The following is a 25,983-nucleotide window of genomic DNA, read 5'->3' as shown; positions in this document are numbered from 1 at the left end:
GCCAATGTCAAGTATTAGATTGTATTTTCAGGTTTTAATTTTGTTTTTTGCTTTTTCAATGAAAGCTCAAACGACTGATTCATTGAAGTTAGAAAGTAAAAAATCAGTTTCTTTGGAATCGTATAGACAAGTATTTTGGGATAATTTGCCTAAACCACATAATTGGACAAACGATTATGAGAATCTATTTTCGAAAGAGGAAGAGACTAAATTGAATCAAATTATTTCCGATTTCGAAAAAGAAACCACTGTCGAAATAGCCATTGTGACTATTGATACCTTTAAAGTTTCTAAAGAAAAGTTAGAAGATTTATCGCTTCACATTGCCAGAACTTGGGGTGTTGGTAAAAAAGAAAAATCAAATGGAATTTTAATAGCCATTTCTAAAGGATATCTAAAAATTAGAATTCAAAATGGAGATGGAATAGTACTATTTTTATCTGATGATGAAACAGCTAAAATTATTCGAAATGAAATTATTCCATACTTTAAAAAAGAAGATTATTTCGAGGGAACTAAAGCTGGAATTTTAAAATTAATAGAACTACTAAGAAAACGATTATAACCATTGGCACATTTTCAAATTGAAAATTGACACATTAACTTATGAAAGCAACCTATAAAAAATACATCCTTAATTTCAAACGCCCAAGCGGCACTTCTCGAGGCGTGATGACAGAGAAAGAAACTTGGTTTTTACTATTGGAAGAAAATGGTAAAACAGGAATAGGTGAGTGTGGTATTTTGAGAACGCTTTCATTTGATGATCGACCTGATTACGAGGAGAAATTACAATGGGTTTGTCAAAATATTCATTTAGGAAAAGATAAATTGTGGGACGAATTAGTAGCATTTCCTTCGATTCAATTTGGCGTGGAAATGGCATTTTTATCTTTAGCTTCAAAAACATCATTCGATTTGTTTCCTTCAGAATTTACAAAAGGTAAAAAAAATATGTTGATAAATGGTTTGGTTTGGATGGGAGAGGAGTCTTTCATGAAAACCCAAATCGAAGAAAAATTAGCACAAGGATTTTCGTGTATAAAACTAAAAATTGGAGCAATCGATTTTGAAAAAGAATTAGGATTATTGCGATTTATTCGTCAAAATTTTGATGCTAAAACCATTGAAATTCGTGTAGATGCAAATGGTGCTTTTGGTTTAAATGAAGCTTTAAATAAATTAAATCAATTATCTGAATTTGAATTACATAGTATAGAACAGCCTATACCTAAAAGCCACACTGATAATATGGCAAAACTGTGTAAGTCAGCTCCTTTTCCTATTGCTCTAGATGAAGAATTAATTGGCGTGCTTGGAATCGAAAATAAGAAAGAAATACTCTCTGAAATTCAACCACAATACATCATTTTAAAGCCTAGTTTAGTTGGAGGTTTTAAAGGAACTTTAGAATGGATTTCTATTGCTGAAAGTTTAAATATCGGTTGGTGGATTACTTCTGCTTTAGAAAGTAATATTGGATTGAATGCGATAACCCAATTTACTTTTACCTTAAATAATCCTATGCCACAAGGTTTAGGAACCGGTGGTTTGTACACGAATAACTTCGATTGCCCACTAGAAATTGAAAACGGACATATTCAGTATAATCCTGCTAAGAATTGGGATATTTCTAATTTAGGATTGGCTTAATACTTTTTATGTTTTTTCTACGTTTTTATGGAAATAAAGTCATAATTATGAAAAGAAACTTATTAATTGCACTTGTTGTTATTGCCTTTATGTCAATTATGTTTTTTAGTTTTAAAACTTTTATTTCAACTATTAATAATCAGAGAAATTGCGAATTTGCCAACATTGATAATATTGAAATTAATGTTGGAATTAATATTCCTTCGGTCGAAAGTTCAAATTGTAATTATGATGATGTAAAAAATGAAAAATCAGTTTATTTTAAGTTTGATAAAGATGTAAACATAAATGAATACTGTAGTTTAAACAAATTCTCTAAATTGAAAACTTCTAATTTAGAAGATTATTTAGATTTAAATTATACTGGAAATAATAATCCTTTTAAAAAAGGAATTGATAATTTTTATTCTAAAAGTGAAGCAAGATACTCCAATAATTATCATGCAATTTTAAATGCAAAAACAAAGGAATTATGGATTGTGATTTCTTTTAAAGATTGACACAAATAAGCTATTTTTGTAATCTTAAATCATCTATAAAATGTTTCGTTTAAAATTACCAACCGACCCAAGATGGGCTAACATTGCTGAAGGAAATTTAGAAGAAATTCTAACCGATCATGCTTGGTGTGAATTAAAAGCTTCTTCCAATGCCATTATGTTAATCAATATGTTACCTGAATTTACAGAGGTAACGACCGAGTTGACAAAAATTGCAAAAGAAGAAATGGATCATTTTGAGCAAGTGCATAAAATTATCAAAGCGCGTGGTTGGGTTTTAGGTCGTGAACGTAAAGACAGTTATGTAAATGATTTATTCAAATTCATGAAACCAGGAAATCGCAAGCATTTAATTGTGGAGCGTATGTTATTTGCAGCGATGATTGAAGCTAGAAGTTGCGAACGTTTTAAAGTCCTTTCTGATAATATTAAAGACGAAGAATTAGCTGTTTTTTACAGAGAATTAATGATTTCTGAAGCCAATCATTATACTTCATTTTTACAATTTGCTCACGAATTAGCAGAAGAAGGTTACGACGTTAAAAAACGTTGGGAAGAATGGTTAGAATTTGAAGCAAAAGTGATTGAAAGCTACGGAAAATCTGAGACTATTCATGGGTAAAAGTTTGCAGTCTCAGTCTCATTGTTCAGTTATATATTGTGACTGAATACTGCGACTGTCAACTATTCTTCGCTTCAATCCACTTGCTCATATATTTAGTGCTTTGTAAACTTTGATGTTGCAAGATTTGTCCCAAGAAGTTTTGGTTGCGATGTGCATTTAAATGTTCCTGAAGATTTTCTACTTCATTCATAAAATCAGTTTGATATAATTCCTTTTTGAAACGCTTTTCAATGATTTTATAACCATTTTTTTGAGCAGTTTCCCAAACGTTTTTATTAGTATATAATTCGATAGCTTTTTCTATAAAATCAGCTTCATCTGAAGTGATGAATCCATTCCAATCTATATTTCCGTTCATTGCTTCGGCGCCCATTTTGGTCGTTACAGATGGTAATCCCAATTGCATGGCTTCAAATAATTTGCCTTTTAAACCAGCTCCGTAAGGTATTGGTGCTAACAAAGTTTTAGCTTTCGAATACACATCTAAGACACTTTCGGCTCTTCCTTTAATTAAAAAACCTTCTTTTTCGTTATGAAGTTGCTTGGCTTTTTCCGAAACATAAGCGCCATAAATATGAAGTTCAGCTTCGGGAAGTTGCTTTTTAATTGATTTCCAACATTTTTTTAAGGCTAAAACGGTTTGCCAATTGGGTTCGTGCAAAAAGTTACCAATACTTACAAAATGGTTTCGTTCTTCAAATGAAGGAATATTTGTTTGAATTTCTTCTGATAAAAAAGGTAAATAAAACAAAAGAGAAGCATCAATTTTGAATGTTTCAGTGGACAATTGCATTTCATATTCTGAAATCAACAACGTCAAATCGCATCTATAAATGGAAGCCATTTCGCGTTTAAAAACATCGGAAATATAATCTTCAAAAACCAATTCCCGATTTTGTTTGAAGGCAATTTCTCTGGCTTTTCGTAAAAAATGTAAATCTTCAGTGTCTAAAACTCGTAAAGCATTTGGACAATTTTCCAACACGCGCCAACCGTATTGTTCTTCAATCATGAATCGGTCAAATAACACGGCATCGGGATTCAATGATTTAATTTCAGCATCAAAAGAACTATCATTTAATTGAATTGCTTTGGTTTTGACCGAAATCTGATTCAAATCAAACGAAAAATCCGACTTTGAAGCCGAACACAAAAACGTAATTTCATAATCTTGCTTTTGAAACAAAGAAATGAGTTGCAACATTCTGCTTCCAGCTGCTGTTGAAGTTGGTTCTGGCCAAACGGCTCCTATGATGACTAACTGCTTCATGTGACAAAGATAGTTATAAAGAAAAGTAAAAAGTAAAAAGTAAAAAGTAAAAAGTAAAAAGTAAAAAGTAAAAAGTAAAAAGTAAATTTGCACTAATCACTAATCACTAATCACTAATCACTAATCACTAATCACTAATCACTAATCACTAATCACTATAAAATGACTTTTTTCAAATTTTGTCCCAGCTGTGCTTCTACAAATTTTACGTTTCCAGATAATCGTCGGTTTTTGTGTGATGATTGTGGTTTTACGTATTATCACAACATAGCTGCTGCTGTAGCGATTGTTTTTACCTTTGAAGACAAAGTGTTATTTGCGGTAAGAAATGTAGACCCAGACAAAGGAAAATGGGATTTACCAGGAGGATTCATCGATCCGAATGAAACGGCTGAAGAAGCGGCTTGTAGAGAAATCAAAGAAGAATTAGGAATAGAAATTTTAACTAGCGAGTTAAAATATATCACGACGTCTCCCAATAATTATTTATACAAAAATGTTCCCTATAGAACAATGGATATTTTTTATGAATGTCCACTGAAATCAGATGTTATATCTATCAATGCTGAAGACGAAATTCAAGAATTGATTTGGGTAAAACGCTCAGAAATTGATTTGAATCAAATAGGTTTTGTCTCCATTCGAAAAGTAATTGGTGAAAAATATTTAGCTTAAGCACAATTAAAATGGCCGCTTGGCATTGGACGATAGGCGTAATATTGCAATACTTCTTCAATGGCTAATTTGAGTGCTTTATTTATCGGAACAATTACATTTCCCAATTGAAAATCGATTTGGGATAAATTCATGTAATAATCTGTAAAAATGGGAACAGGTAAGCCTTTATTGATTAATTCGGTTGATTTATTGTAGTTTTCAGCTTGTCCTTCTTTGATGATTTTACAAGTTGCTAATCGCAATTGACCATATTTATCAGTATTTGCTCCAAATCCAAAAAGACGACAAATTAATCCGCGGTATTTGTATTGGCTACAGTTTCCTTTATTTTTATCTAACAATGAAAGTGGATTATAGATAAAACATCGGTTTTCAGATGATTTATTTAATGCGGTTAAAACTTTTTCAGCTTCACCATTTAAAAATAAGTGAAAAGCCCAAGGCAAAAATTCGAGAGGTGATGCATCTAGTTCTGGATGATTGCAACATTTACCACAACCAGCAACACAACTTAAATGGGTGTGCGATTGGAATTCGGTTATTTCTAAATCTAAATTATGAAATAATTTTTCAACTAAAACAACCCGTCTTTCAATGGACATAATTTTTTACCGAAGATAGACTATAATTTGGTAGTTTGTTTGATTTGTCGGTTTTAATTCAACTAATTGAAAATAAGTGATTTAAATTTAATTTTTGTAGTTATCAGGAAAAGGTCTGTAGGCGTAATATTGCAAAACTTCTTCTAAAGCAGCTTTCATTGCTTTATTTACAGGTAGAAAAACATTTCCAAGTTTAAAATCTATTTGCGATAATTGCATATAATATTCAGTAAAAATAGGCACAGATAGATTTGTATTTATGGCTTCAGTGGCGTTTTTATAATTTAAAGTCTGACCCTCTTTGATAATGTTGCAAGTAGCAATGCGTAATTTTCCGTATTTATCTGTTGTAGCACCAAAACCAAAAAGTCTGCAAATTAAACCACGATATTGATAGGTACTGCAATTTCCTGATGTAAATTCAGCTAACGATTTTGGACGGTATAAAAAGCAAGTACTTGTTTTGCTTTGTTTTAACTCTAATAACGTTTCTTCGGCTTGACCTTTTAAAAAAATATGAAAAGCCCAAGGCAAAAACTCTAAAGGTGAAGCGTCAATTTCTGGTGTTGAGCAACATTTTCCACAACCTGCAATACAACCTAATTTAGTTTCTTTTTGGAATTCTATAATTTCCACCTCAAGATTTTGAAACAATGTTTCAACTAATCTTACGCGATGTTCAATTGAGTTATCCATTTTTAGCGTTGGTTTGCAAAGAGTTAAAAAAAGAGTTTAAAAACTAAATCAGGTATCAATCCTAACATTTTTTAAACTCTAATTTAAAAAAATAAGATATGCTTGCAGTTTACAAACTAGGCATCAGTTAATTTCTATAATGCAAATATATGAGTTATTTTAAATAAATTCATGGTTTAATTGTCGAGGTATAATTTTTTTAGAAACTCATTTCTTACATAACTTTTAATTACAACCAAAAGAAGTACTTGTATTAAATGTTTTTACGTTCTTTAAAATATTATATAATTTGGTAAAATCAAAAGATTAGAAAAAATTGATGCAGAGATTGATCATAAACAGTTTTTTAGAATTAATTGGAAATTTATAATAACAAAAGAATCAAATCAAATTTAAACAAAGTGAGCCCGATAAAATATCGAGCTCACTAGTATCATAATTTATTATAAATTTGTCTAAACTTTCGATTTCGAACTATTTATTAGGCATTTTTATTATAATTCAAAGGTTAATTATTTTCCACTTAAATTTTTCATTTCACTTTCTATCATCTCGTAAAATTGGTCAATCTTAGGCATAATGATAATTTTAGTTCTACGATTTTTAGCTCTATTGGCTGGGGAATCATTTTCTACTAATGGAATGTAAGAGCTTCTTCCTGCTGGAATTAATTGTTTTGGATTAACACCTAACTCTTTATGTAAAACTCTAACAATTGATGTTGCTCTTTTTACAGATAAATCCCAGTTGTCTAATAATACAGTATTTTTAATAGGCACATCGTCTGTATGACCTTCTACCATACATTCGAAATCAGGTTTGCTGTTGATTACTTTGGCTACTTTTGCTAAAACTCCTTTTGCTCGATCACTTACTTCATAACTTCCAGATTTAAACAATAAATTATCAGCAATAGAAATCATAATAACTCCTTTTTCAACATTGATATTGATATCCGGGTCATTAATTCCTACTTCACCTTTTAAACTGGTTACTAAAGCTAACGTAACACTATCTTTTTTAGTTAAAGCATCTTGTAAACGAGAGATTTTTAAATCTTTTTCTTTTAAACTCTCTAACGATTTTTCAAGGTTTTCAGCCCCTTTTGTAGTCAAAGTGGTTAAATTCCCCATGTTATTGATTAAATCGGTGTTGTTTTTCTTTAGAAAATCAACCTGATTTGCTAAGGCTTCTCTTTCTGTTAAACAAGTATTTAACTTAACCGTTGCCGTGTTTAATAAATCTTGGATTTCTTTGTTTTTAGCTTCTAATTCGGTGAATTTCTTTTTAGAAACACACGATGTAAGTGTCATAGTTGCTAATGTTACTATTAAGATTACTTTTTTCATAATGATTTTGATTTTTCACAAAATTAAATAGATATTGTTAAAAAATAGCTTTTATAAACCTAAACTATTGTTAAAATAGGTTTTCAAAAACCTTGCCATTTTTTACAAAAAAGCTATAAACAATGCTATTTGTTTTGTAATAATTTAATTTTTGATTTGTTCCACGTTTCTTATAAAATTGAAAGACAAGATGATAAAATGTAAAATGAGCTTCTATTATTGCCCAAAAATGTTTAAATTTTCCTTTTAAAATAAATTGTATTCCTGCTAAACCATCTAAACACATTCGCATAAAAAGGATTGGAAACAGTTGGTTTTTCGGTAAATTCTTAGTTAGCATGAACAATGAATTTCTGAAATTCAAAAACGTTTTTCTTGGATTACCTTCGTTTAAAGTGGCTCCTCCGACGTGATAGACAATAGACTTTGGAGTATATTTTGTTTTATATCCTAAATTAAAAGCGCGCCAACATAAATCGATTTCTTCTTGATGGGCAAAAAAATCATCGTCAAAACCATTTAGCTTTCGGTAGACTTCTTTTCGTATAAAAAAGCAAGCACCAGTTGCCCAAAAAATTTCAATTTCATCATCATATTGATGTTTATCTTCTTCAATGGTATCGAAAATTCTTCCACGGCAAAATGGATAACCAAATTTGTCAATAAAACCACCAGCACCACCAGCGTATTCAAAATGGGTTTTCTTTTTGAAGTCTAATAACTTTGGTTGGATAATCGCAGTTTCAGGCTCATTTTCAAAAAGTGCTAAAATAGGAGCAAGCCAATTTTCGGTAACTTCAATGTCAGAATTAACTAAAGCATAATATTCTTCTTCGACAAACTTCAGCGCTTCATTATACCCTTTTGCAAAGCCAAAATTACCGGTATTTTGAATAATTTTAACGGATGGAAATTGATTTTGAATCACTTCAATAGATGTATCGGTTGAAGCGTTATCAGCCACATAAATCGTAGCTTCATGAGAAAACGCCATTACCGAAGGCAAAAACTGTTCAAGTAATTTGGCTCCGTTCCAATTTAATATGACTACTGCTATTTTTTTCATTTAAAAAATTCTTAGAAATCGAATGATACAATCTAAAACCAAAATGCTTAAAAACAAAAAGTCTTTGTTAAATTTTAATTTGGTTTTAATTGAACTGTAAAGGTATAAAATTATTGGAATGACCATTGCGATACTAATATAAGTAGCAAAAGGCCAATTCATAAATGTAAATAACAATCCGACGCTAGTGAATAATCCTAAAACAATAAAATTTGTTTTTTCAATTTTAGAAAGATTATTCATTGTAAATCCTTTTATCATAATCCAAAACGACGCAAGAATACAACTAATTATTCCAATTGAAATAAAAATATCAGAAGTAAACCAAGTGACTAAAATTGAGAAACACAGCAAAAGTGAAACTTCTTTTTTGAAATTAGCCTTTAAATTATATGTTTTAATTAGAACAAATATTGCCAATAATGACATTAGAATTTTTGGAGTCATCTTTTTTCTATTTTCTTTGTTCTATAATCTATCAAAATCAGGAAGTTCTTTCAAGAAAATATATTTCTCATTTTCAAAATCCATTTGGCAAAAATAATGATTTAGTCCATTAGTCACCATTAAATATTTAGCTTTCAAAACTAAATTATAACGGGCAATTTGGTCAAAAGTTTGTTGGGAAATTGGAACTTCCGGTGCTTTGCATTCAATTAATAAAAATATTTCTCCATTTGGTTGAAAAACAACACCATCATAGCGTTTGCTTAAATCGTTAATCTTAATTAATTTCTCAACGTTTATATACGATTTTGGATATCTTTTATCTTGTAACAAAAACTGAATTACATGCTGACGTACCCATTCTTCTGGTGTAAGAAGAATAAATTTTTTTCTAATTTCATCAAAAATAGACACTTTATTTTCACTATTTTTGAACCGAAAGGAATAAACTGGAAAGTTCAACTTTTTCAATGTTTATAGTTTATAGTTAATTGTTTGTAGTTGTATGGCAAAAATAGAAAAATTCGAGGACTTAGAAATTTGGAATAAATCAAGAGAAATTTGTATTGATATTGAAACACTTTTTGAAACTACAAATTTAGGGAAAAGATTTTCAATGAAAGACCAAATGGACAGAAGTTCAGGTTCTATTATGGATAATATTGCAGAAGGTTTTGAAAGAAATGGAAATAGAGAGTTTGTAAATTTTCTAAGTTTTTCAAAAGGTTCTTGTGGAGAATTAAAATCTCAGCTATATAGAGCTTTGGATAAAAATTTAATTTCTCAAAGTGAATTTGATAATTTGTCGGTCAAAATTGAATTAGTAAAAAATAAAATTGGTGCTTTCATGAAATATTTGAATTCAACTGAAATTAAAGGTTTGAAGTTTAATAATAAACAATAAACCAAAAACAATAAACAACAAAATGGACGAAGTAATTCAAATTACGAAAGATATAAAAGCCGGAAACATCAAACCCATTTATTTTTTTATGGGTGATGAGCCGTATTATATTGATAAATTGACTGAGTTTATTGAGCAAAATGTATTGCAAGAACACGAGCGCGATTTTAATCAATCAATTTTATATGGACGTGATGTTACGATGGAAGATGTGATTGGCAGTGCTAAACGTTTTCCTATGATGGCCGACCGCCAAGTTGTAATTGTTAGAGAAGCTCAAGAATTATCTCGTCATATTGACAAAATTGAAGCTTATGCTGAAAATCCTCAACCAACCACGGTTTTGGTTTTCGCCTACAAATATAAAACGTTAGACAAGCGTAAAAAAGTCACGAAACTTTTAGATAAAGTTGGAGTGGTTTACGAAAGTAAAAAACTGTATGAAAATCAAGTTGGTGATTGGATTAAACGCGTTTTATCTGGACAAGGATATAGCATCGAACCCAAAGCAGCGGCTATTTTAGTAGAATTTTTAGGAACCGATTTGTCTAAAATCAATAACGAATTGGATAAACTGAAAATCATTTTACCAAAAGGACATACGTTTACGCCAAAAGACATTGAAGAGAATATCGGTTTTAGTAAAGATTACAACAATTTTGAACTACGAAAAGCAATTGGTGAAAAAGACCAATTGAAAGCGTATAAAATCATAGATCATTTTTCTCAAAATCCAAAAGATAATCCTTTAGTGGTTACTACTGGATTAGTATTTGGGTTCTTTTCACAATTATTACAATATCACGGATTAAAAGACAAATCGCAGTTCAATGCGGCTAAAGTTTTACGAGTGAGTCCTTATTTTGTGAAAGATTACGAAGTAGCATTTAGAAATTATCCTATGAAAAAAGTAAGTGCTATTGTGGCAGCTTTGCGCGATATTGATGTAAAAAGCAAAGGGGTGGGCGCTACTTCAATGACACAACACGATTTATTAAAGGAATTATTGATTAAAATTTTCAATTGATTCAATAAAATAAAAGTTTTAAAATTTGTAACTTCGCAGTCCTAAAATTTTAAAAAGTTTAGCAAAAAAACAGGTAGTATGGGAATGAATAAAAATACAATATTGGCTTGGGCAACTTTCATCATGATTTTGATGGGATTGCTTTTAATTGGTTTAGGAATTTATCGTTATGCAGATGTAGCTGGGTGGGGATTTTCAGCCGTAGGTGTTGGTTTCTTTGCTATTGCATGGGTTTTTAACGCATTAAAAGGTAGAGTTTAAAAAGTACGAAGTTATAAGTACTATTTTCTTTAATTATAAATAACAAACATAAAAATTATGTCAGACGATAAGAAAGTGATTTTCTCAATGCAAAAATTGAGTAAAAGTTATCCTGGAGCAGATAAACAAGTATTAAAAAATATTTATTTGAGTTTTTTCTATGGAGCAAAGATTGGTATACTTGGTTTAAATGGTTCTGGAAAATCATCGTTATTAAAAATTATTGCAGGTATTGATAAAAATTATCAAGGAGATGTAGTATTTCAACCAGGTTATACAGTTGGATATTTAGAGCAAGAGCCACAATTAGATGAAACGAAAACAGTACTTGATATTGTTCGTGAAGGTGCTGCAGAAACGTTTGCATTATTGGAAGAATTCAATAAAATTAATGACGATTTTGGTTTGCCAGAAGTATATGAGAATCCAGAAAGAATGGAAAAACTTATGGATCGTCAGGCAGAATTACAAGACAGAATTGATGCTTGTGGTGCTTGGGAAATTGATAATAAGTTAGAAATTGCAATGGATGCGCTTCGTACACCTGATCCAGAAACACCAATTAATGTATTATCAGGTGGAGAAAAACGTCGTGTAGCTTTATGCCGTTTACTTTTACAACAACCAGATGTTTTATTATTAGATGAACCAACCAACCACTTGGATGCTGAATCAGTTCTTTGGTTAGAACAGCATTTAGCTCAATATTCGGGAACGGTAATTGCTGTAACACACGATAGATATTTCTTAGATAACGTAGCAGGCTGGATTTTAGAGTTAGATAGAGGAGAAGGAATTCCATGGAAAGGGAACTATTCATCTTGGTTAGACCAAAAATCTACTCGTATGGCACAAGAAGAAAAAGTAGCTTCAAAACGCAGAAAAAACTTAGAACGTGAATTAGATTGGGTGCGTCAAGGAGCAAAAGGACGTCAAACGAAACAAAAAGCACGTTTACAGAACTACGATAAATTATTAAACGAAGATCAAAAAGAACTAGACGAAAAATTAGAAATTTATATTCCTAATGGACCGCGTTTAGGAACTAATGTAATTGAAGCAAAAAATGTAGCAAAAGCATTTGGTGATAAATTATTATATGACGATTTAAATTTTGTTTTACCTCAAGCAGGAATTGTTGGAATTATCGGACCAAATGGTGCTGGTAAATCTACTATTTTCAAAATGATTATGGGCGAACAACAAGCGGATGGTGGTACATTTGAAATTGGTGATACCGTAAAAATTGCCTACGTAGATCAGTCGCACTCTAATATTGATCCAAACAAAACCTTATGGGAAAACTTTTGCGATGGTCAAGAATTAATTCTAATGGGAGGAAGACAAGTAAACTCTAGAGCGTATTTATCTCGTTTTAACTTTGGCGGAAGCGATCAAAATAAGAAAGTTGCTACTTTGTCGGGTGGAGAACGTAATAGACTTCACTTAGCTATGACCTTAAAAGAAGAAGGAAACGTATTGCTGTTAGATGAGCCAACCAATGATTTAGATGTAAATACATTACGTGCCTTAGAAGAAGGTTTAGAGAACTTTGCAGGCTGTGCTGTAATTATTTCCCACGATAGATGGTTTTTAGATAGAGTTTGTACCCATATTTTAGCTTTTGAAGGTGATTCTCAAGTATATAGTTTTGAAGGAAGTTTTACAGAATATGAAGAAAACAAACGCAAACGTCTAGGAAAAGATGTTGCCCCAACACGAATTAAGTATAAAAAATTGATTCGATAATATAAAAACAAAACGCTGGTTAATACCAGCGTTTTTTGTTTTTCTTTGAAGCTTCCGATTTTCTTGAATTAGAATTCGGGTTTAACTTATTTTTATCTTTATTTCGTAAATCTGGTTTCGCATCAGGATTTACAACTTCGTCTTTCCAAGTGTACGGATGATCTGTCACCACTTTTACTTTCATTCGGATTAATTTTTCAATATCAAGCCAATAGGGTTTTTCGTCTTTTCCACAAAAAGAAATGGCTAATCCAGAATTACCGGCACGACCTGTTCGACCAATTCGGTGTACATAGGTTTCAGAAATATTTGGAATATCAAAGTTAATTACAAACGGAAGTTGTTCAATATCAATTCCTCTAGCCGCAATATCAGTGGCTACTAAAATGTCAATTTCTTTATTTTTAAATTGTTCCAACACGCGTTGACGTGCATTTTGTGATTTATCTCCGTGAATAGCTTCCGCTTTTATACTGGCTTTTTTCAATACTTTTACAATGTTATCAGCGCCATGTTTGGTTCTGGTAAAAACTAAAGCATTACTCAAACTTTCTTGAATAATCAACTGTTTTAAAAGTAAACGTTTATCGTCTTTATTAACAAAATATACTTTTTGAGAAACGTTTTCAGCCGTACTTGAAATAGGAGTTACAGAAATGTATTTTGGACGCGTTAAAAAAGTATCCGCTAATTCTCTAATAGCAATAGGCATCGTTGCCGAGAACAATAAGGTTTGTCTGTTACTTGGGGTTAATTTAATAATTTTCTTTACATCATTAATAAATCCCATATCTAACATTTGATCAGCTTCATCTAAAACTAGATGATGCATATGATCTAAATCTATAAATCCTTGTTTGTGTAAATCTAAAAGTCTTCCTGGAGTAGCGATTAAAACATCGATGCCCATTTTTAATTCGTTAACTTGTGGCACTTGATTAACACCGCCAAAAATAACTAATGATTTTACATTGGTATATTTTCCATACGTTTTAAAACTTTCATCAATTTGAATGGCTAATTCACGAGTAGGCGTTACTACTAATGTTCTAATGTGTTTTGCTTTTTTAGCCGAACCCACAATTCTGTGAATTAAATTTAAGATTGGAATAGCAAAAGCGCCAGTTTTTCCTGTTCCTGTTTGGGCACAAGCTACTAAATCTTGTCCTAATAATATTTCAGGAATGGCTTGTTCTTGGATGGGAGTGGGGTTGGTATAACCTTCTTCTTCAAGAGCTTGTTGTATGTTGTTGTATAATTTTAAATCGTTAAATGTCATATAATATTAATTTTCTCAATGAAAACGTTCAAAGAGAGTACAAAGATAGTGTTATTTTAAGGAAGTTGTATTTAACAGTTTTTAGCCTTCATGAAATCGGTAATTAATGAAGCTATTAATTTCCCTGTTAAATGGTTGTTTTTAGAATCATCAAGTGATGGTGCTCCCTCGCATATATGTAAGTAAGAAGCATTTTGATGTTTTCCAAAGTAATACACATAATGGCGAGCTTTATCTACACTAAACCCACTTAATGTCATAGCACTCGATGGAATATTTGGAATAGCATCTAAGTCTAATTCAACTCCAAAAGGTTCGTTTTTTATAAAGTTTAGCGCATTTTCTAATTCGCTTTCAAAATTTTTCTCTCGTTTTACTTCTACTTCTTCATAGGTAACATACTTTACTCTTGAAGTAAGTTCTTTTAAGGTATTAAAAACACTTTTTGAAACAAAGTTTTCGTGCAATCCAAAAACAAAATATTTTTTTAGGAATCCGTCTTCATAGGCATAACTAAAACCATTTCCTGAGTGTCTTCCTTCTAAAATTCTAAAATCGGTATGCGCATCAAAATTTACAGCATTTACAGGTTTTCCTTTTGCTAAGGCTAATCCTTTAATATTTCCGTAGGCATTATTGTGACCGCCACCTACAATAATTGGAATTTTTCCAGCGTTACAAATTTTGTGAATAATGTGAGAAACTTCAATGTCTAATTGCTCAACTAATTTAAATAATTCTTTTCGATGTTCTTTGTTGTTGCTATCTAAAAGATTGGCTTTTTCAACTAAATCTGTTACATTTAATTTACCTAAAACTAATAAATAATTCCCTTTACAAAATTTATTATGCTGAATATTTGCTAAACTACTCAATGCACTTTCATAGGCAGTAGCCGTACCAACTCGACCTAAATTAGCTTTTACTCCAATATCTTCAGGAATTCCTAAAAGTACAAATTTAGCTTCGCTATTAGTTATAAATTCCAAAACATCAGAGTCTTTAGGAATAGTGATTATTTTTTCTCCAAATTTTATTTCACCACTTCTGTGGTTGGTTATTTTAGCTAATTCGTTTTGGCTTAAAAGAGTAATATTTTCCATATGAGATTTATAATACAATCAAATGTACTATTTTTAAATAAAATTCGTTTAAAATATATAAAATACTTTAAAAATTGTATTTTTGGACAAACTTACTAATAACATTAATAACCATACAATGGAAAACAAATCAAACAATTCTGGATTAAAAGCTGCCGTAGTAGTTTTGGCTTTACTTTTTTTAGGAAGTGTAGGTTACATTTTTAAACTTACTTCAGCAAATAAAGAAACAGTTACTTCACTTACAACTGAAAAAAATACTTTAGCGGAAGAATTAAAGGGAAAAATAGCAGAATATGATACTATGATTGCTGATAACACAGCATTAAAAGATGAATTGCAAGCTGAACAAGCTAAAATGGTTGCTTTATTAGAGCAAGTACAAAAATCCAAAGGTGATGTTGTGGCTTTGGCAAAGTATAAAAGCCAGTATTTCCGTTTGAAAAGAGAAATGGATAATTTAATAGCTGAAAATAAGATTTTAAAAGAACAAAATGTTGCTTTGACTTCAAGTTTAGATAGTACAAAAGTAGTTTTAACTGATGCTAAAAAATTCAATGATACTTTGTTAACTCAAAACGAGAGTTTAACTAAAACTGTTGAAAAAGGATCTAAATTAGCAGTCTTAAACTTAAAAGTTTTAGCGGTAAAACAAAAAAGTTCAGGAAAACAAATTGAGACAGACAAAGCAGGAAGAGCTGATAAATTAAAAGTTAGCTTCTTAATCGCAGAAAATCAAATTGCAAAAACAGGATCAAGAGAATATTATGTTCAAATAATTGATAGTAAAAGTAATATTTTAGGAGAAAAGAAAACTATTCCTGCTGGAGATAAAACGTTAACTTATAGTTTTATTTCTACTGTAAAATATGAAAATAAAACAGTTCAGGTTAATGAAGAAGTTGCTGGTAAAGATTTTGCTAAAGGAACTTACTTTGTGAATGTATTTGATAAAAACGCTGAATTAGTTTCTAAAACTAGTTTTGAATTGAAATAATTACTTCTTTACAATATTTAAAGTCCAATGAGAGAAATTTCATTGGACTTTTTTTATAGATATTTTGATAAATAACTTCCTAATCCCACAGCTGAAATAGTTAATATTATTGAAGTTATTATGTATAAATAAGCAGTAATTTGTTGGTTGTTTTGAAATAAATTATAGTTTTCGAGTGCAAAACTAGAAAAAGTGGTGAATCCACCGCAAAAACCTACAATTAGTAAAAATTTTAACGGATGGTTTTCGGGAAAATATTTGCTTAAATAACCAATGAACAATCCAATTAGTAAACTTCCTAAAATATTAACTAAAAAAGTGCTCAAAGGAAATGAACTTTGAAAATATTTACTTGTTATCCAATGTGTTAGATAGCGAAATATGCTACCAAAAGCGCCACCCAATCCAATAAGTAAGAGAGTTTTTATCATGTGGTAATTGTATTAAATGAATTTGCCTTCAATCATTACTTTATCAATTAAATTGGTTCCAAAAGCATACGGCAATTGATAAAAACTCATAATTGGTTTTGTAATGATAAGATTTGCTTTTTTTCCTTTGGTAATACTTCCGTGAGTTTTTGAAACTCCCATGGCATAAGCTCCGTTGATAGTTGCTGCATTGATTGCTTCTTCGGGTGTCATTTTCATTTTTATACAAGCTGTAGCAACTACAAAATTCATGTTTCCTGATGGAGTAGTGCCAGGATTGTAATCAGTTGCTAAAGCTAACGGTAATCCAGCATTTAACATTTTTCGAGCTGGAGTATAGGGAATGCTTATAAAATAAGAACAACTTGGTAATGCTACGGGCATTGTTTTGCTGTTTTTTAAAACCTCCATATCTTCATCGGTTACAATTTCTAAGTGGTCAACTGATAAGGCACCGTTTTTAACACAAGCTTTGATTCCGTCTATAGCAGTAAATTGGTTTACGTGTATTTTTGGTTCTAATCCATACGTTCTACCAGCTTCCATGATTTTTACAGTTTCTTCTACTGAGAAATAACCAGTTTCAAGGAATGCATCAATGTAGTCAGCTAAATTTTCGGAAGCAATTTTGGGTAACATTTCATTGATAATTAAATCTATATATGCAGTATGATTTTGTTTAAATTCCATCGGAAAAGCATGTGCACCCAAAAAAGTAGCTTTTATGGCAATCGGATAATTTTCTTTTAAACGTTTTATGACGCGCAACATTTTTAATTCGCCTTCCACGGTTAATCCGTAACCCGATTTAATTTCTACTGCACCCGTTCCTTGTTGCATAACTTCTTCCAATCGTAATTTTGATTGTTCATAAATTTCGTCTTCAGAAGTTTCGTTTAATTTTTTTGCTGAATTCAAAATTCCGCCTCCACGATTAGCAATTTCTTCATACGATAAACCATTGATACGATCAACAAACTCTTGTATTCGGTTTCCTGCATATACAATATGAGTGTGGCTATCTACCCAAGTAGGTAATATAACTTGCCCGGTTGCATCAATAACTTTAACTTCTGAAAGTTCCGGGCAGTTTTCCATCGCACCAAAATCAGAGATGATATTGTTTTCTATTAAAAGATAGGCATTGTCAATTTTTGGTAATTTCGCCATCTCGGCACCAGAAACTTTATCAATATTAGCTTCCCTTATTTGTAATAGTTCTTTTATGTTGATAAATAGTGTTTTCATTCAAAAAATAAATTTCAGTAAAAATACTTCTCATTTTTAAAAACTCCTATCTTTATATAAAATTTGTTTGTTTTGAGAAAAATTAAATATAAAAAAGGAAGAAAAGTTCAGTCTAGTACACTTGAATATACAGGGATTCATAAAGATGTTGCAACAGAAATGCAAATGTTTGTATATGATTTAAATGATGTTACAGAATATCAGCAACTAGAACCTCAAGATATTGATTCAAGTGTGGAGGCTACTAAAGTAAATTGGATCAATATTCATGGTTTGAATAATCATGCATTTATTGAAAAAGTAGGAGCAAAGTTTGAAGCCGATTATTTTATTATAGGAGATATTTTAAATACTACTAAGCGAACAAGAATTGAAGAATATCATGATATTTTATTTTTTAATGTAAAGTCGTTATTACCTTTAAAAGCCTCTGATAATATTAATGTGGAACAAATTAGTTTTTTATTAAAAGACAATGTTTTAATTTCGTTTCAAGAGAAAAGGAGTGATTTTTTTACACATATTAGAGAACGAATTAGAACGAATTCGGGTGTAGTGAGAACAAAAAGAGCCGATTATTTGTTGTATTTATTGCTGGATGCTATTATAGAAAATTTTTACATTACTATTGAGAGTGAAGAAAACAAAGTGGATGATTTAATAGATTTGTCTAAAGAAAATACCAATCCAGAGGTTTTAGCTTTAATTGAAAAACATCGGGATAATTTTAATTTCTTGAAACGATCAATTATTCCATTGCGCGATTCATTGTACTCTATTAAGAGTATTAAAGACGATAATGTTTTTAATGACATTCAACCTGAGAATTTTACGTTCTTTTCCAGATTACATCAAAAATGTTTAGAACTTTTAGAACAAATAGACTCTGATTTAATCACTTTAGACAGTACGTCAAATTACTTTTTTTCGGCTCAAAATCATAAAATGAATCAGGTAATGAAGACATTGACCGTTGTATCGATGTTTTTTTTACCGTTAACATTCATAGTTGGGGTTTATGGACAGAATTTTAAAAATTTACCAGAGTTAGAATGGGAGTATGGTTATTTTATTATTTGGGGAATTATGTTGGCGGTTGTTGCTGGAATGTTTATTTATTTTAAAATCAAAAAGTGGTTTTAGTTGAAAAATAATTCAGATTCTATTGTTCAAAATAAATATTCCTATTATCTTTGGCAAGAATTCATAAATTCCGGAAAATATTATGTTTGAATTTCAACAGTACCTAGGTTTTTTACTTTTCTTAACCATATTAACTATTGGTTTTTGGTTGATGATATTCTTAGTAGGATTTGTTCACTATTGGTTGGGCGGAGCTATTATGGAATTGATTAAAGAGAAAAGAGCTAAAAGACAAGCTGAATTAGAAGGATAATTTCCTTTTAATTTTTAAAATAAAAAAGTCCCGATTAAATCGGGACTTTTTTTATTGTCAGTACTTCAAGAATTAGGGTCTTCTTATAAAATCTCCTTCACTACCGTTATCATCTCTGCGTAGTTGTCTGCCTATTTTAATTATTTGTTTGTAAAATGAAAATAAACATATTGATTATTATTTGCTTGGTTCTTCTAATTTTTTAATTTCAATTTTGAGTTCCTGAGCGGTTTCATCTAAATCCATAAAAATTTGATCGCCTTCATGTATTTTTGAAGTAATAATTTCCTCAGCTAAAGCATCTTCTACATATTTCTGAATAGCTCTTTTTAATGGACGGGCTCCAAATTGTTTGTCAAACCCTTTGTCGGCAATATAATCTTTAGCAGCTTCAGATAACTTAAGTGTATAGCCTAATTCTTTTACTCTTAAATATAATTTATCCATTTCGATATCGATAATTTTATCAATATCGTGTTTTTCTAGCGCATTGAAGACAATTACATCATCAATTCTATTTAAAAACTCAGGTGCGAAAGCTTTCTTCAAAGCGTTTTCAATAATTCCTTTTGAATGTTCTTCTGTTTGTGCATTTTTTGCTGCAGTTCCAAATCCAACGCCTGTTCCAAAGTCTTTCAACTGACGTGCACCAACGTTAGAAGTCATGATTATAATTGTATTTCTAAAATCGATTTTACGTCCTAAACTATCGGTTAAATGACCATCGTCTAAAACTTGAAGCATCATATTGAATACGTCAGGATGTGCTTTTTCAATTTCGTCTAAAAGAACCACACAGTAAGGCTTTCTTCTTACTTTTTCTGTCAATTGACCGCCTTCTTCATATCCTACGTATCCCGGAGGCGCTCCCACTAAACGAGAAATAGCGAATTTTTCCATGTATTCACTCATGTCAATACGAATTAAAGCATCTTCAGAATCGAATAATTCTTTTGCAATAACTTTAGCTAATTGTGTTTTTCCAACGCCAGTTTGACCTAAGAAAATGAATGAACCAATGGGTTTGTTTGGATCTTTTAAACCCGCACGATTTCTTTGGATTGATTTAGCAATTTTCATAACAGCTTCATCTTGTCCAATTACCTTACCTTTAATAAGTTCAGGTAAGTGAGCTAACTTATTACTTTCAGTTTGTGCAATTCGATTAACAGGAATTCCTGTCATCATAGAAACCACATCGGCAACATTGTCTTCTGTTACTGTTACTTTATTATTTTTAGAATCTTCTTCCCATTGTTCTTGCGCTATAGCTAAATCTTTTTCGATGCGTTTTTCATCATCACGAAGTTTAGCTGCTTCTTCATATTTTTGTTTTTTAACGACCGTATTTTTAAGTTCGCGCACTTCTTCTAACTGGCGTTCTAATTCTAAAATTTGTTTAGGAACATCAATATTAATAATATGAACTCGAGAACCTGCTTCGTCTAAAGCATCAATAGCTTTGTCTGGAAGAAAACGATCTGTCATGTAACGATTAGTTAGTTTAACACATGCTTCAATAGCTTCTGGAGTATATAAAACATTGTGATGATCTTCGTATTTAGGTTTGATATTGTTTAAAATGGTGATCGTTTCCTCAACGGTAGTTGGTTCTACAATAACTTTTTGAAAACGACGTTCTAATGCGCCATCTTTTTCAATATACTGACGGTATTCGTCTAATGTTGTAGCACCTACACATTGAATTTCACCTCTAGCCAAAGCAGGTTTAAACATGTTGGAAGCATCAAGCGAGCCTGTTGCTCCACCAGCGCCAACAATGGTATGAATTTCGTCTATGAAAAGGATTATGTCATCATTTTTTTCTAATTCATTCATTACGGCTTTCATTCGTTCTTCGAATTGACCACGGTATTTAGTGCCTGCTACTAAACTTGCTAAATCAAGTGTAACTACACGTTTATTGAATAAATTACGAGATACCTTTTTCTTAATGATTCGTAGTGCTAAGCCTTCGGCAATAGCAGATTTACCAACTCCTGGTTCACCAATTAAAAGTGGATTGTTTTTCTTTCTACGGCTTAAAATTTGTGAAACACGTTCAATTTCTTTTTCGCGCCCTACAACAGGATCTAATTTTCCTTCTTCGGCCATTTCGGTTAAATCGCGACCAAAGTTATCTAAAACTGGTGTTTTTGATTTTTTATTAGTTTTATTACCCGATGAAGGATTGTTAAAAGCGTTTTCTTTAAAACTGTCATCTTGTCCTGAATCGTCATTAAACGACTCCGCTTTTGGTAAGTTTTCTAAATAATCGTCTTCGTTTGTCATCATGGCAGTATATTGTTCTTTAACGGTTTCGTAATCAATTTTTAATTTGCCCATCAATTTAGTTGTTGGGTCGTTTTCGTTGCGTAAAATGCAAAGTAAAAGGTGAGCAGTACTTATTTCGGTGTTGTTAAAAAGCTTAGCTTCTAGAAAAGTGGTCTTTAATGCACGTTCGGCCTGACGTGTAAGGTGAAGATTTTTCTTTTCAATATTCTGAATAGCGTTAGGGTTTGCTGGACTTAAGATTTCAACTTTCTTTCTTAAGTGAGATAAGTCTACAGCTAAATTATTCAAGATATTAATTGCTTTTCCATTACCATCTCTAAGTATTCCTAGCATCAAATGTTCAGTGCCAATAAAGTCATGACCTAATCGTAACGCTTCCTCTTTACTGAAGGTTATTACATCTTTAACTCTTTGTGAAAAATTATCGTCCATAGCATTAGTAATATAAGTAAAAGTACAACATTCTATAAGTAAATACAAAAATCATACCTTATATAAAGTACAGTTAGGCTAAATGACAAAAAATATTTGAAAAAAGAAAGAAACTGATATAAGATTTATAAGCAATTTGTAAACAAAATTGTTAATAAATAAGTAGAAATAAGTGCTGTAAAAGTTGTTATAAAAGTTCAAAATGACGTATATTGGCACGTTTTAGTACTAATATATAATTTTAATATAAATACTTATGTCAGAAGGAGAAAAGTTAATTCCTATTAACATTGAAGATGAAATGAAATCAGCTTACATCGATTATTCGATGTCAGTAATTGTATCAAGAGCGCTTCCTGATGTTAGAGATGGCTTGAAACCCGTACATCGAAGAGTACTTTATGGAATGTATGATTTGGGAGTTAATTCACGATCTGCCCACAAAAAATCCGCAAGAATTGTCGGTGAAGTTTTAGGTAAGTATCATCCACATGGAGATACTTCAGTTTATGACGCAATGGTGCGTATGGCTCAAGAATGGAGTATGCGTTACTTATTGGTTGATGGACAAGGTAACTTTGGTTCTGTTGATGGAGATAGTCCCGCAGCAATGCGTTATACAGAGGCCAGAATGAAAAAGATTTCGGAAGAAATGTTGGCGGATATTGATAAAGAAACAGTAGATTTTCAATTAAACTTTGACGATACATTGCAAGAGCCGACGGTTATGCCAACAAAAATCCCTACTTTATTAGTAAATGGGGCTTCAGGTATTGCGGTAGGTATGGCAACAAATATGGCTCCTCACAACTTAACGGAAGTAGTGGACGGTATTTTAGCTTACATAGATAATCATGATATTGAAATTGATGAGCTAATCAATCATATTAAAGCTCCTGATTTTCCAACAGGAGGTATTATTTATGGTTACGAAGGTGTAAGAGAAGCATTCAAAACAGGTAGAGGTCGTATTGTAATGCGTGCTAAGGTTGGTTTTGAAGAAGTTAATGGTAGAGAAGCTATCATTGTGACTGAAATTCCTTACCAAGTAAACAAGGCAAATATGATCAAACATACTGCCGATTTAGTTAATGATAAGAAAATTGAAGGTATATCGAATATTCGTGATGAATCGGATAGAAATGGTATGCGTGTGGTATATGAATTAAAACGTGATGCAGTTCCTAATGTCGTTCTAAATACACTTTATAAATATACGCAATTACAAGCTTCATTTAGTGTAAACAATATTGCATTGGTTAAAGGTCGTCCTCAAATGTTAAATCTTAAAGATTTGATTTATCATTTTGTCGAACATCGCCACGATGTTGTTGTTCGAAGAGCTCAATTTGATTTAAGAAAAGCAGAAGAAAGAGCACATATCTTAGAAGGTTTAATTATTGCTTCTGATAATATTGATGAAGTAATCAAAATTATTAGAGCTTCTAAAGATGGAGATGAAGCGAGAACTAAGTTAATTGAGCGTTTTAAATTATCGGAAATTCAAGCACGCGCTATTGTAGAAATGCGTTTAAGACAATTGACAGGTCTAGAACAAGATAAATTACGTGCTGAATACGAAGAAATCATGAAATTGATTACGTATTTAAAAGAATTACTAGCAAGCAAAGAAATGAGAATGCAAGTAATTAAAGACGAATTGACAGAAATCAGAGATAAATATGGTGATGAGCGTCGTTCAAGAATTGAATATTCTGGTGGCGATGTAAGTATAGAAGATTTAATTGCGGATGAAAGCGTAGTAATTACTATTTCACATGCAGGTTACATCAAACGTACTTCGTTATCAGAATATAAAACACAAAATAGAGGAGGAGTTGGACAAAAATCTGCTGGAACAAGAGATCAAGATTTCTTAGAACATTTATTTGTGGCAACCAATCACCAATATTTAATGTATTTCACGCAAAAAGGTAAATGTTACTGGATGCGTGTATACGAAATTCCAGAAGGAACCAAAGCAAGTAAAGGTCGTGCGATTCAAAACTTAATCAACATTGAAAGTGATGATAAAGTTAAAGCATTTATCTGTACACAAGACTTAAAAGACCAAGAGTATATTGAGAGTCACAACTTAATTATGGTTACAAAGCAAGGCCAGGTTAAGAAAACATCTTTAGAAAAATATTCTAGACCTCGTATAAACGGTGTTGCGGCGATTACAATTAAAGATGGAGACGAGTTATTAGGAGCAAAATTAACCAACGGTTCAAGCCAAGTATTAATTGCTGGAAAATCAGGTAAAATTGTGCGTTTTGAAGAAGAAAAAACACGTCCAATGGGAAGAACTGCATCTGGTGTTAGAGGAATTACTCTAGCTGATGACAACGATGAAGTAATTGGAATCGTAACCGTTAACAAAGAAGACGTAAACGAAACTCAAATTTTAGTAGTTACCGAAAATGGTTATGGAAAACGTACCAAATTAGTGGACGACGACGGAGAAGACGTGTACCGAATTACAAATCGTGGTGGAAAAGGAGTAAAAACATTAAACATTACCGAAAAAACGGGTGCGTTAATTGCAATTAATAATGTAACTGACGATGATGATTTAATGATTATCAACAAATCGGGCTTAACCATTAGAATGATGGTGTCTGATTTAAGAGTAATGGGAAGAGCAACTCAAGGTGTTAAATTAATCAACATTAAGGGGAACGATTCTATTGCCGCTGTAACGAAGGTGCTTCGCGAAGATGAAGAAGTTATTTTAGATGAAAACGGAGAAATAAATGAGGCAGATAATAACACAGATGTAGATTCGACTGAGGAAGAAACACAAGAATAAAAAGGATAAGGCCCAAATTTATTTTGGGCTTTTGTTTAACCCACATTTTAAAAACATGAAAAAATTAGTATTAAGTGCAGCACTATTGTTATCGGTTGCAACATTTGCTCAAAAAGAAGAGTTAAAAACTTTAAAAAAAATATATGCTAAAGAAACTATTTCAGTTAAGGATCTAGAAGCATACAAAACAGCAAGCGATGCTTTAAATACTTTAGCGGCTGAAGAATCGGATAAAGTTTATGCAAAGTTTTATATGGTAATGTATCCAACTATTGAATTAGCTTCTAAAGGAGATAAAGCAACAATGCAAGATCAAATGAAACTCTATAATCCAGAGTTTATAAAACAATATGGTGCTGTTATCAATGAAACTATTGATTTTGAAACAAAATCAGGAAAAAAAATATATTCAGAGGAATTAATTCAAGAAAAAGCAGAATTCAAGAAAGGATTATCGGCTTTAGCTATGAATTTCAATAATACTTCAAAGTTTAAAGAGGCTTCAGCATTATTTTATTCATTATATACTTTTGACCCAAAAGAAGAAGGAAAATCTCTTAAAAATGCTTCAATTTTAGCCGTACAAAGTGAAGATTATAAGTTAGCTCAAAAAATGTATGAAGAATATGCTAGCAGTGATTATTTGAATAATGGCTTTACTTATTATGCAATTAGCATAGCAAATGGTAAAGAAGAAGAATTTAATTCGAAAACAGAACGTTCTCAATTTATAAAATTAGGTTCTCATGAAAAGCCTAGAGATGTTAAGAATGCATCAAAGAAATTTGAAATTTTAAAACTATTAGCTCTTATATATTCACAAAATAATGAGCTTGAAAAAGCAAAATTAACTTATACAGAAGCTAGAAAATTAGCGCCGAATGATGAAGAGTTAAAAAAAGGAGAATTTCAAATTTATTATAATGCTGGATACGCATTATTAGCAGATGAGGAAAAAATAGTTAATGAAATTAATAGCTCCAGAGACAATGCAAAAAAATACGATGAGCTTGTTAAGAAAAGAAAAGAAATGTTTGCAAAAGCATTACCAGATTTTGAAAAAGCATATTCAATTGATTCAACCAATGAAAGTTTAAAAAGTATTTTAAAGATGTCTTATGATATTGTAGGTCAACCTGAAAAAGCAAAGACTATAAAATAAA

The 25,983-nt window shown here is 31.2% G+C and carries 26 protein-coding genes; 15 read left to right on the top strand and 11 right to left on the bottom strand.

Going from position 1 to position 25,983, the window contains the following annotated elements; genetic code table 11:
* Positions 1-4: 4 nt before the first annotated feature.
* Genes RSE15_RS02040 through RSE15_RS02025 form a run of 4 tightly spaced genes read left to right on the top strand, consistent with a single transcriptional unit; the run spans position 5 to position 2,775 of the window.
* Complete coding sequence (locus RSE15_RS02040; protein ID WP_324069326.1) at positions 5-565, top strand: TPM domain-containing protein; 561 nt, start codon at positions 5-7, stop codon at positions 563-565.
* Positions 566-606: 41 nt separating this feature from the next.
* Positions 607-1,653, top strand: a complete 1,047-nt coding sequence (locus RSE15_RS02035; protein ID WP_324069325.1) for an o-succinylbenzoate synthase — start codon at positions 607-609, stop codon at positions 1,651-1,653.
* Positions 1,654-1,700: 47 nt separating this feature from the next.
* Positions 1,701-2,153: a hypothetical protein gene (locus RSE15_RS02030; RefSeq protein WP_324069324.1), complete on the top strand. Its 453-nt coding sequence runs from the start codon at positions 1,701-1,703 to the stop codon at positions 2,151-2,153.
* A 40-nt stretch (positions 2,154-2,193) separates the two neighbouring features.
* Complete coding sequence (locus RSE15_RS02025; protein ID WP_324069323.1) at positions 2,194-2,775, top strand: MiaE family protein; 582 nt, start codon at positions 2,194-2,196, stop codon at positions 2,773-2,775.
* Positions 2,776-2,833: 58 nt separating this feature from the next.
* On the opposite strand, the gene RSE15_RS02020 is transcribed toward RSE15_RS02025, so the two are convergent.
* Entirely contained in the window at positions 2,834-4,048 is a 1,215-nt protein-coding gene (locus RSE15_RS02020; RefSeq protein WP_324069322.1) for a glycosyltransferase, read from the bottom strand.
* 162 nt (positions 4,049-4,210) lie between these two features.
* On the opposite strand from RSE15_RS02020, the gene RSE15_RS02015 reads away from it, so the two are divergent.
* On the top strand, positions 4,211-4,723 hold the full coding sequence (locus RSE15_RS02015) for an NUDIX hydrolase (protein WP_324069321.1): 513 nt from the start codon (positions 4,211-4,213) through the stop codon (positions 4,721-4,723).
* On the opposite strand, the gene RSE15_RS02010 is transcribed toward RSE15_RS02015, so the two are convergent.
* A complete protein-coding gene (locus tag RSE15_RS02010) occupies positions 4,720-5,328 on the bottom strand; it encodes a YkgJ family cysteine cluster protein (RefSeq protein ID WP_324069320.1) in 609 nt (202 codons plus the stop codon). The genes RSE15_RS02015 and RSE15_RS02010 overlap by 4 nt on opposite strands.
* 87 nt (positions 5,329-5,415) lie before the next feature.
* Positions 5,416-6,024: a YkgJ family cysteine cluster protein gene (locus RSE15_RS02005; RefSeq protein ID WP_324069319.1), complete on the bottom strand. Its 609-nt coding sequence runs from the start codon at positions 6,022-6,024 to the stop codon at positions 5,416-5,418.
* A 356-nt stretch (positions 6,025-6,380) separates the two neighbouring features.
* On the opposite strand from RSE15_RS02005, the gene RSE15_RS12860 reads away from it, so the two are divergent.
* Positions 6,381-6,455, top strand: a complete 75-nt coding sequence (locus RSE15_RS12860) for an IS3 family transposase (protein ID WP_395655768.1) — start codon at positions 6,381-6,383, stop codon at positions 6,453-6,455.
* 81 nt (positions 6,456-6,536) lie between these two features.
* Here the strand turns inward: RSE15_RS12860 and RSE15_RS02000 are convergent, their stop codons facing one another.
* The 3 genes from RSE15_RS02000 to RSE15_RS01990 all read right to left on the bottom strand — a co-directional run bounded on the left by RSE15_RS02000 (position 6,537) and on the right by RSE15_RS01990 (position 9,357).
* Positions 6,537-7,373, bottom strand: coding sequence for an OmpA/MotB family protein (locus RSE15_RS02000; RefSeq protein ID WP_324069318.1), 837 nt, complete (start codon positions 7,371-7,373; stop codon positions 6,537-6,539).
* A 70-nt stretch (positions 7,374-7,443) separates the two neighbouring features.
* Positions 7,444-8,439 carry a glycosyltransferase family 2 protein gene (locus tag RSE15_RS01995; protein ID WP_324069317.1) on the bottom strand — a complete coding sequence of 332 codons (996 nt, stop codon included), beginning with the start codon at positions 8,437-8,439 and terminating at the stop codon, positions 7,444-7,446.
* Positions 8,440-8,907: 468 nt separating this feature from the next.
* Entirely contained in the window at positions 8,908-9,357 is a 450-nt protein-coding gene (locus RSE15_RS01990) for a type I restriction enzyme HsdR N-terminal domain-containing protein (RefSeq protein WP_324069316.1), read from the bottom strand.
* A 34-nt stretch (positions 9,358-9,391) separates the two neighbouring features.
* Here RSE15_RS01990 and RSE15_RS01985 point away from each other — a divergent pair, with 34 nt between their 5' ends.
* From RSE15_RS01985 to ettA, 4 genes are all read left to right on the top strand, one after another.
* Positions 9,392-9,790 carry a four helix bundle protein gene (locus RSE15_RS01985; RefSeq protein ID WP_324069315.1) on the top strand — a complete coding sequence of 133 codons (399 nt, stop codon included), beginning with the start codon at positions 9,392-9,394 and terminating at the stop codon, positions 9,788-9,790.
* A gap of 22 nt (positions 9,791-9,812) precedes the next feature.
* Positions 9,813-10,817, top strand: a complete 1,005-nt coding sequence (gene holA / locus RSE15_RS01980) for a DNA polymerase III subunit delta (RefSeq protein WP_324069314.1) — start codon at positions 9,813-9,815, stop codon at positions 10,815-10,817.
* Between the two features lie 78 nt (positions 10,818-10,895).
* Complete coding sequence (locus RSE15_RS01975; RefSeq protein ID WP_026725732.1) at positions 10,896-11,078, top strand: CAL67264 family membrane protein; 183 nt, start codon at positions 10,896-10,898, stop codon at positions 11,076-11,078.
* 57 nt (positions 11,079-11,135) lie between these two features.
* Complete coding sequence (ettA, locus tag RSE15_RS01970) at positions 11,136-12,827, top strand: energy-dependent translational throttle protein EttA (RefSeq protein ID WP_324069313.1); 1,692 nt, start codon at positions 11,136-11,138, stop codon at positions 12,825-12,827.
* A gap of 19 nt (positions 12,828-12,846) precedes the next feature.
* On the opposite strand, the gene RSE15_RS01965 is transcribed toward ettA, so the two are convergent.
* Both RSE15_RS01965 and RSE15_RS01960 read right to left on the bottom strand, forming a co-directional pair.
* Complete coding sequence (locus tag RSE15_RS01965; protein WP_324069312.1) at positions 12,847-14,106, bottom strand: DEAD/DEAH box helicase; 1,260 nt, start codon at positions 14,104-14,106, stop codon at positions 12,847-12,849.
* Positions 14,107-14,177: 71 nt separating this feature from the next.
* Positions 14,178-15,209 carry a formimidoylglutamase gene (locus tag RSE15_RS01960; RefSeq protein WP_324069311.1) on the bottom strand — a complete coding sequence of 344 codons (1,032 nt, stop codon included), beginning with the start codon at positions 15,207-15,209 and terminating at the stop codon, positions 14,178-14,180.
* Between the two features lie 118 nt (positions 15,210-15,327).
* Here RSE15_RS01960 and RSE15_RS01955 point away from each other — a divergent pair, with 118 nt between their 5' ends.
* On the top strand, positions 15,328-16,206 hold the full coding sequence (locus RSE15_RS01955) for a DUF8428 domain-containing protein (RefSeq protein WP_324069310.1): 879 nt from the start codon (positions 15,328-15,330) through the stop codon (positions 16,204-16,206).
* A 53-nt stretch (positions 16,207-16,259) separates the two neighbouring features.
* On the opposite strand, the gene crcB is transcribed toward RSE15_RS01955, so the two are convergent.
* Entirely contained in the window at positions 16,260-16,637 is a 378-nt protein-coding gene (gene crcB, locus RSE15_RS01950) for a fluoride efflux transporter CrcB (RefSeq protein WP_324069309.1), read from the bottom strand.
* 12 nt (positions 16,638-16,649) lie between these two features.
* Positions 16,650-17,885 carry an imidazolonepropionase gene (hutI, locus tag RSE15_RS01945; protein WP_324069308.1) on the bottom strand — a complete coding sequence of 412 codons (1,236 nt, stop codon included), beginning with the start codon at positions 17,883-17,885 and terminating at the stop codon, positions 16,650-16,652.
* Between the two features lie 72 nt (positions 17,886-17,957).
* On the opposite strand from hutI, the gene corA reads away from it, so the two are divergent.
* Positions 17,958-19,028, top strand: coding sequence for a magnesium/cobalt transporter CorA (gene corA / locus RSE15_RS01940; RefSeq protein WP_324069307.1), 1,071 nt, complete (start codon positions 17,958-17,960; stop codon positions 19,026-19,028).
* A gap of 82 nt (positions 19,029-19,110) precedes the next feature.
* Complete coding sequence (locus tag RSE15_RS01935; RefSeq protein ID WP_008258162.1) at positions 19,111-19,281, top strand: hypothetical protein; 171 nt, start codon at positions 19,111-19,113, stop codon at positions 19,279-19,281.
* A gap of 177 nt (positions 19,282-19,458) precedes the next feature.
* Here RSE15_RS01935 and RSE15_RS01930 read toward each other — a convergent pair whose 3' ends face one another.
* Positions 19,459-22,008 (bottom strand): ATP-dependent Clp protease ATP-binding subunit, encoded by a 2,550-nt coding sequence (locus tag RSE15_RS01930; RefSeq protein WP_324069306.1) that lies wholly within the window; start codon positions 22,006-22,008, stop codon positions 19,459-19,461.
* 256 nt (positions 22,009-22,264) lie between these two features.
* Here RSE15_RS01930 and gyrA point away from each other — a divergent pair, with 256 nt between their 5' ends.
* The gene (gyrA, locus tag RSE15_RS01925; protein ID WP_324069305.1) at positions 22,265-24,820 is read left to right on the top strand and encodes a DNA gyrase subunit A; all 2,556 of its coding nucleotides are present in this window, start codon (positions 22,265-22,267) and stop codon (positions 24,818-24,820) included.
* A 55-nt stretch (positions 24,821-24,875) separates the two neighbouring features.
* Complete coding sequence (locus RSE15_RS01920) at positions 24,876-25,982, top strand: hypothetical protein (protein ID WP_324069304.1); 1,107 nt, start codon at positions 24,876-24,878, stop codon at positions 25,980-25,982.
* Position 25,983: the final 1 nt, after the last annotated feature.

It is taken from the genome of Flavobacterium sp. (assembly GCF_035195345.1).
Lineage (GTDB): Bacteria > Bacteroidota > Bacteroidia > Flavobacteriales > Flavobacteriaceae > Flavobacterium.
The sequence above is the reverse complement of the archived record's forward strand: the minus strand, read 5'-3'. Positions and strand labels throughout refer to the sequence as shown.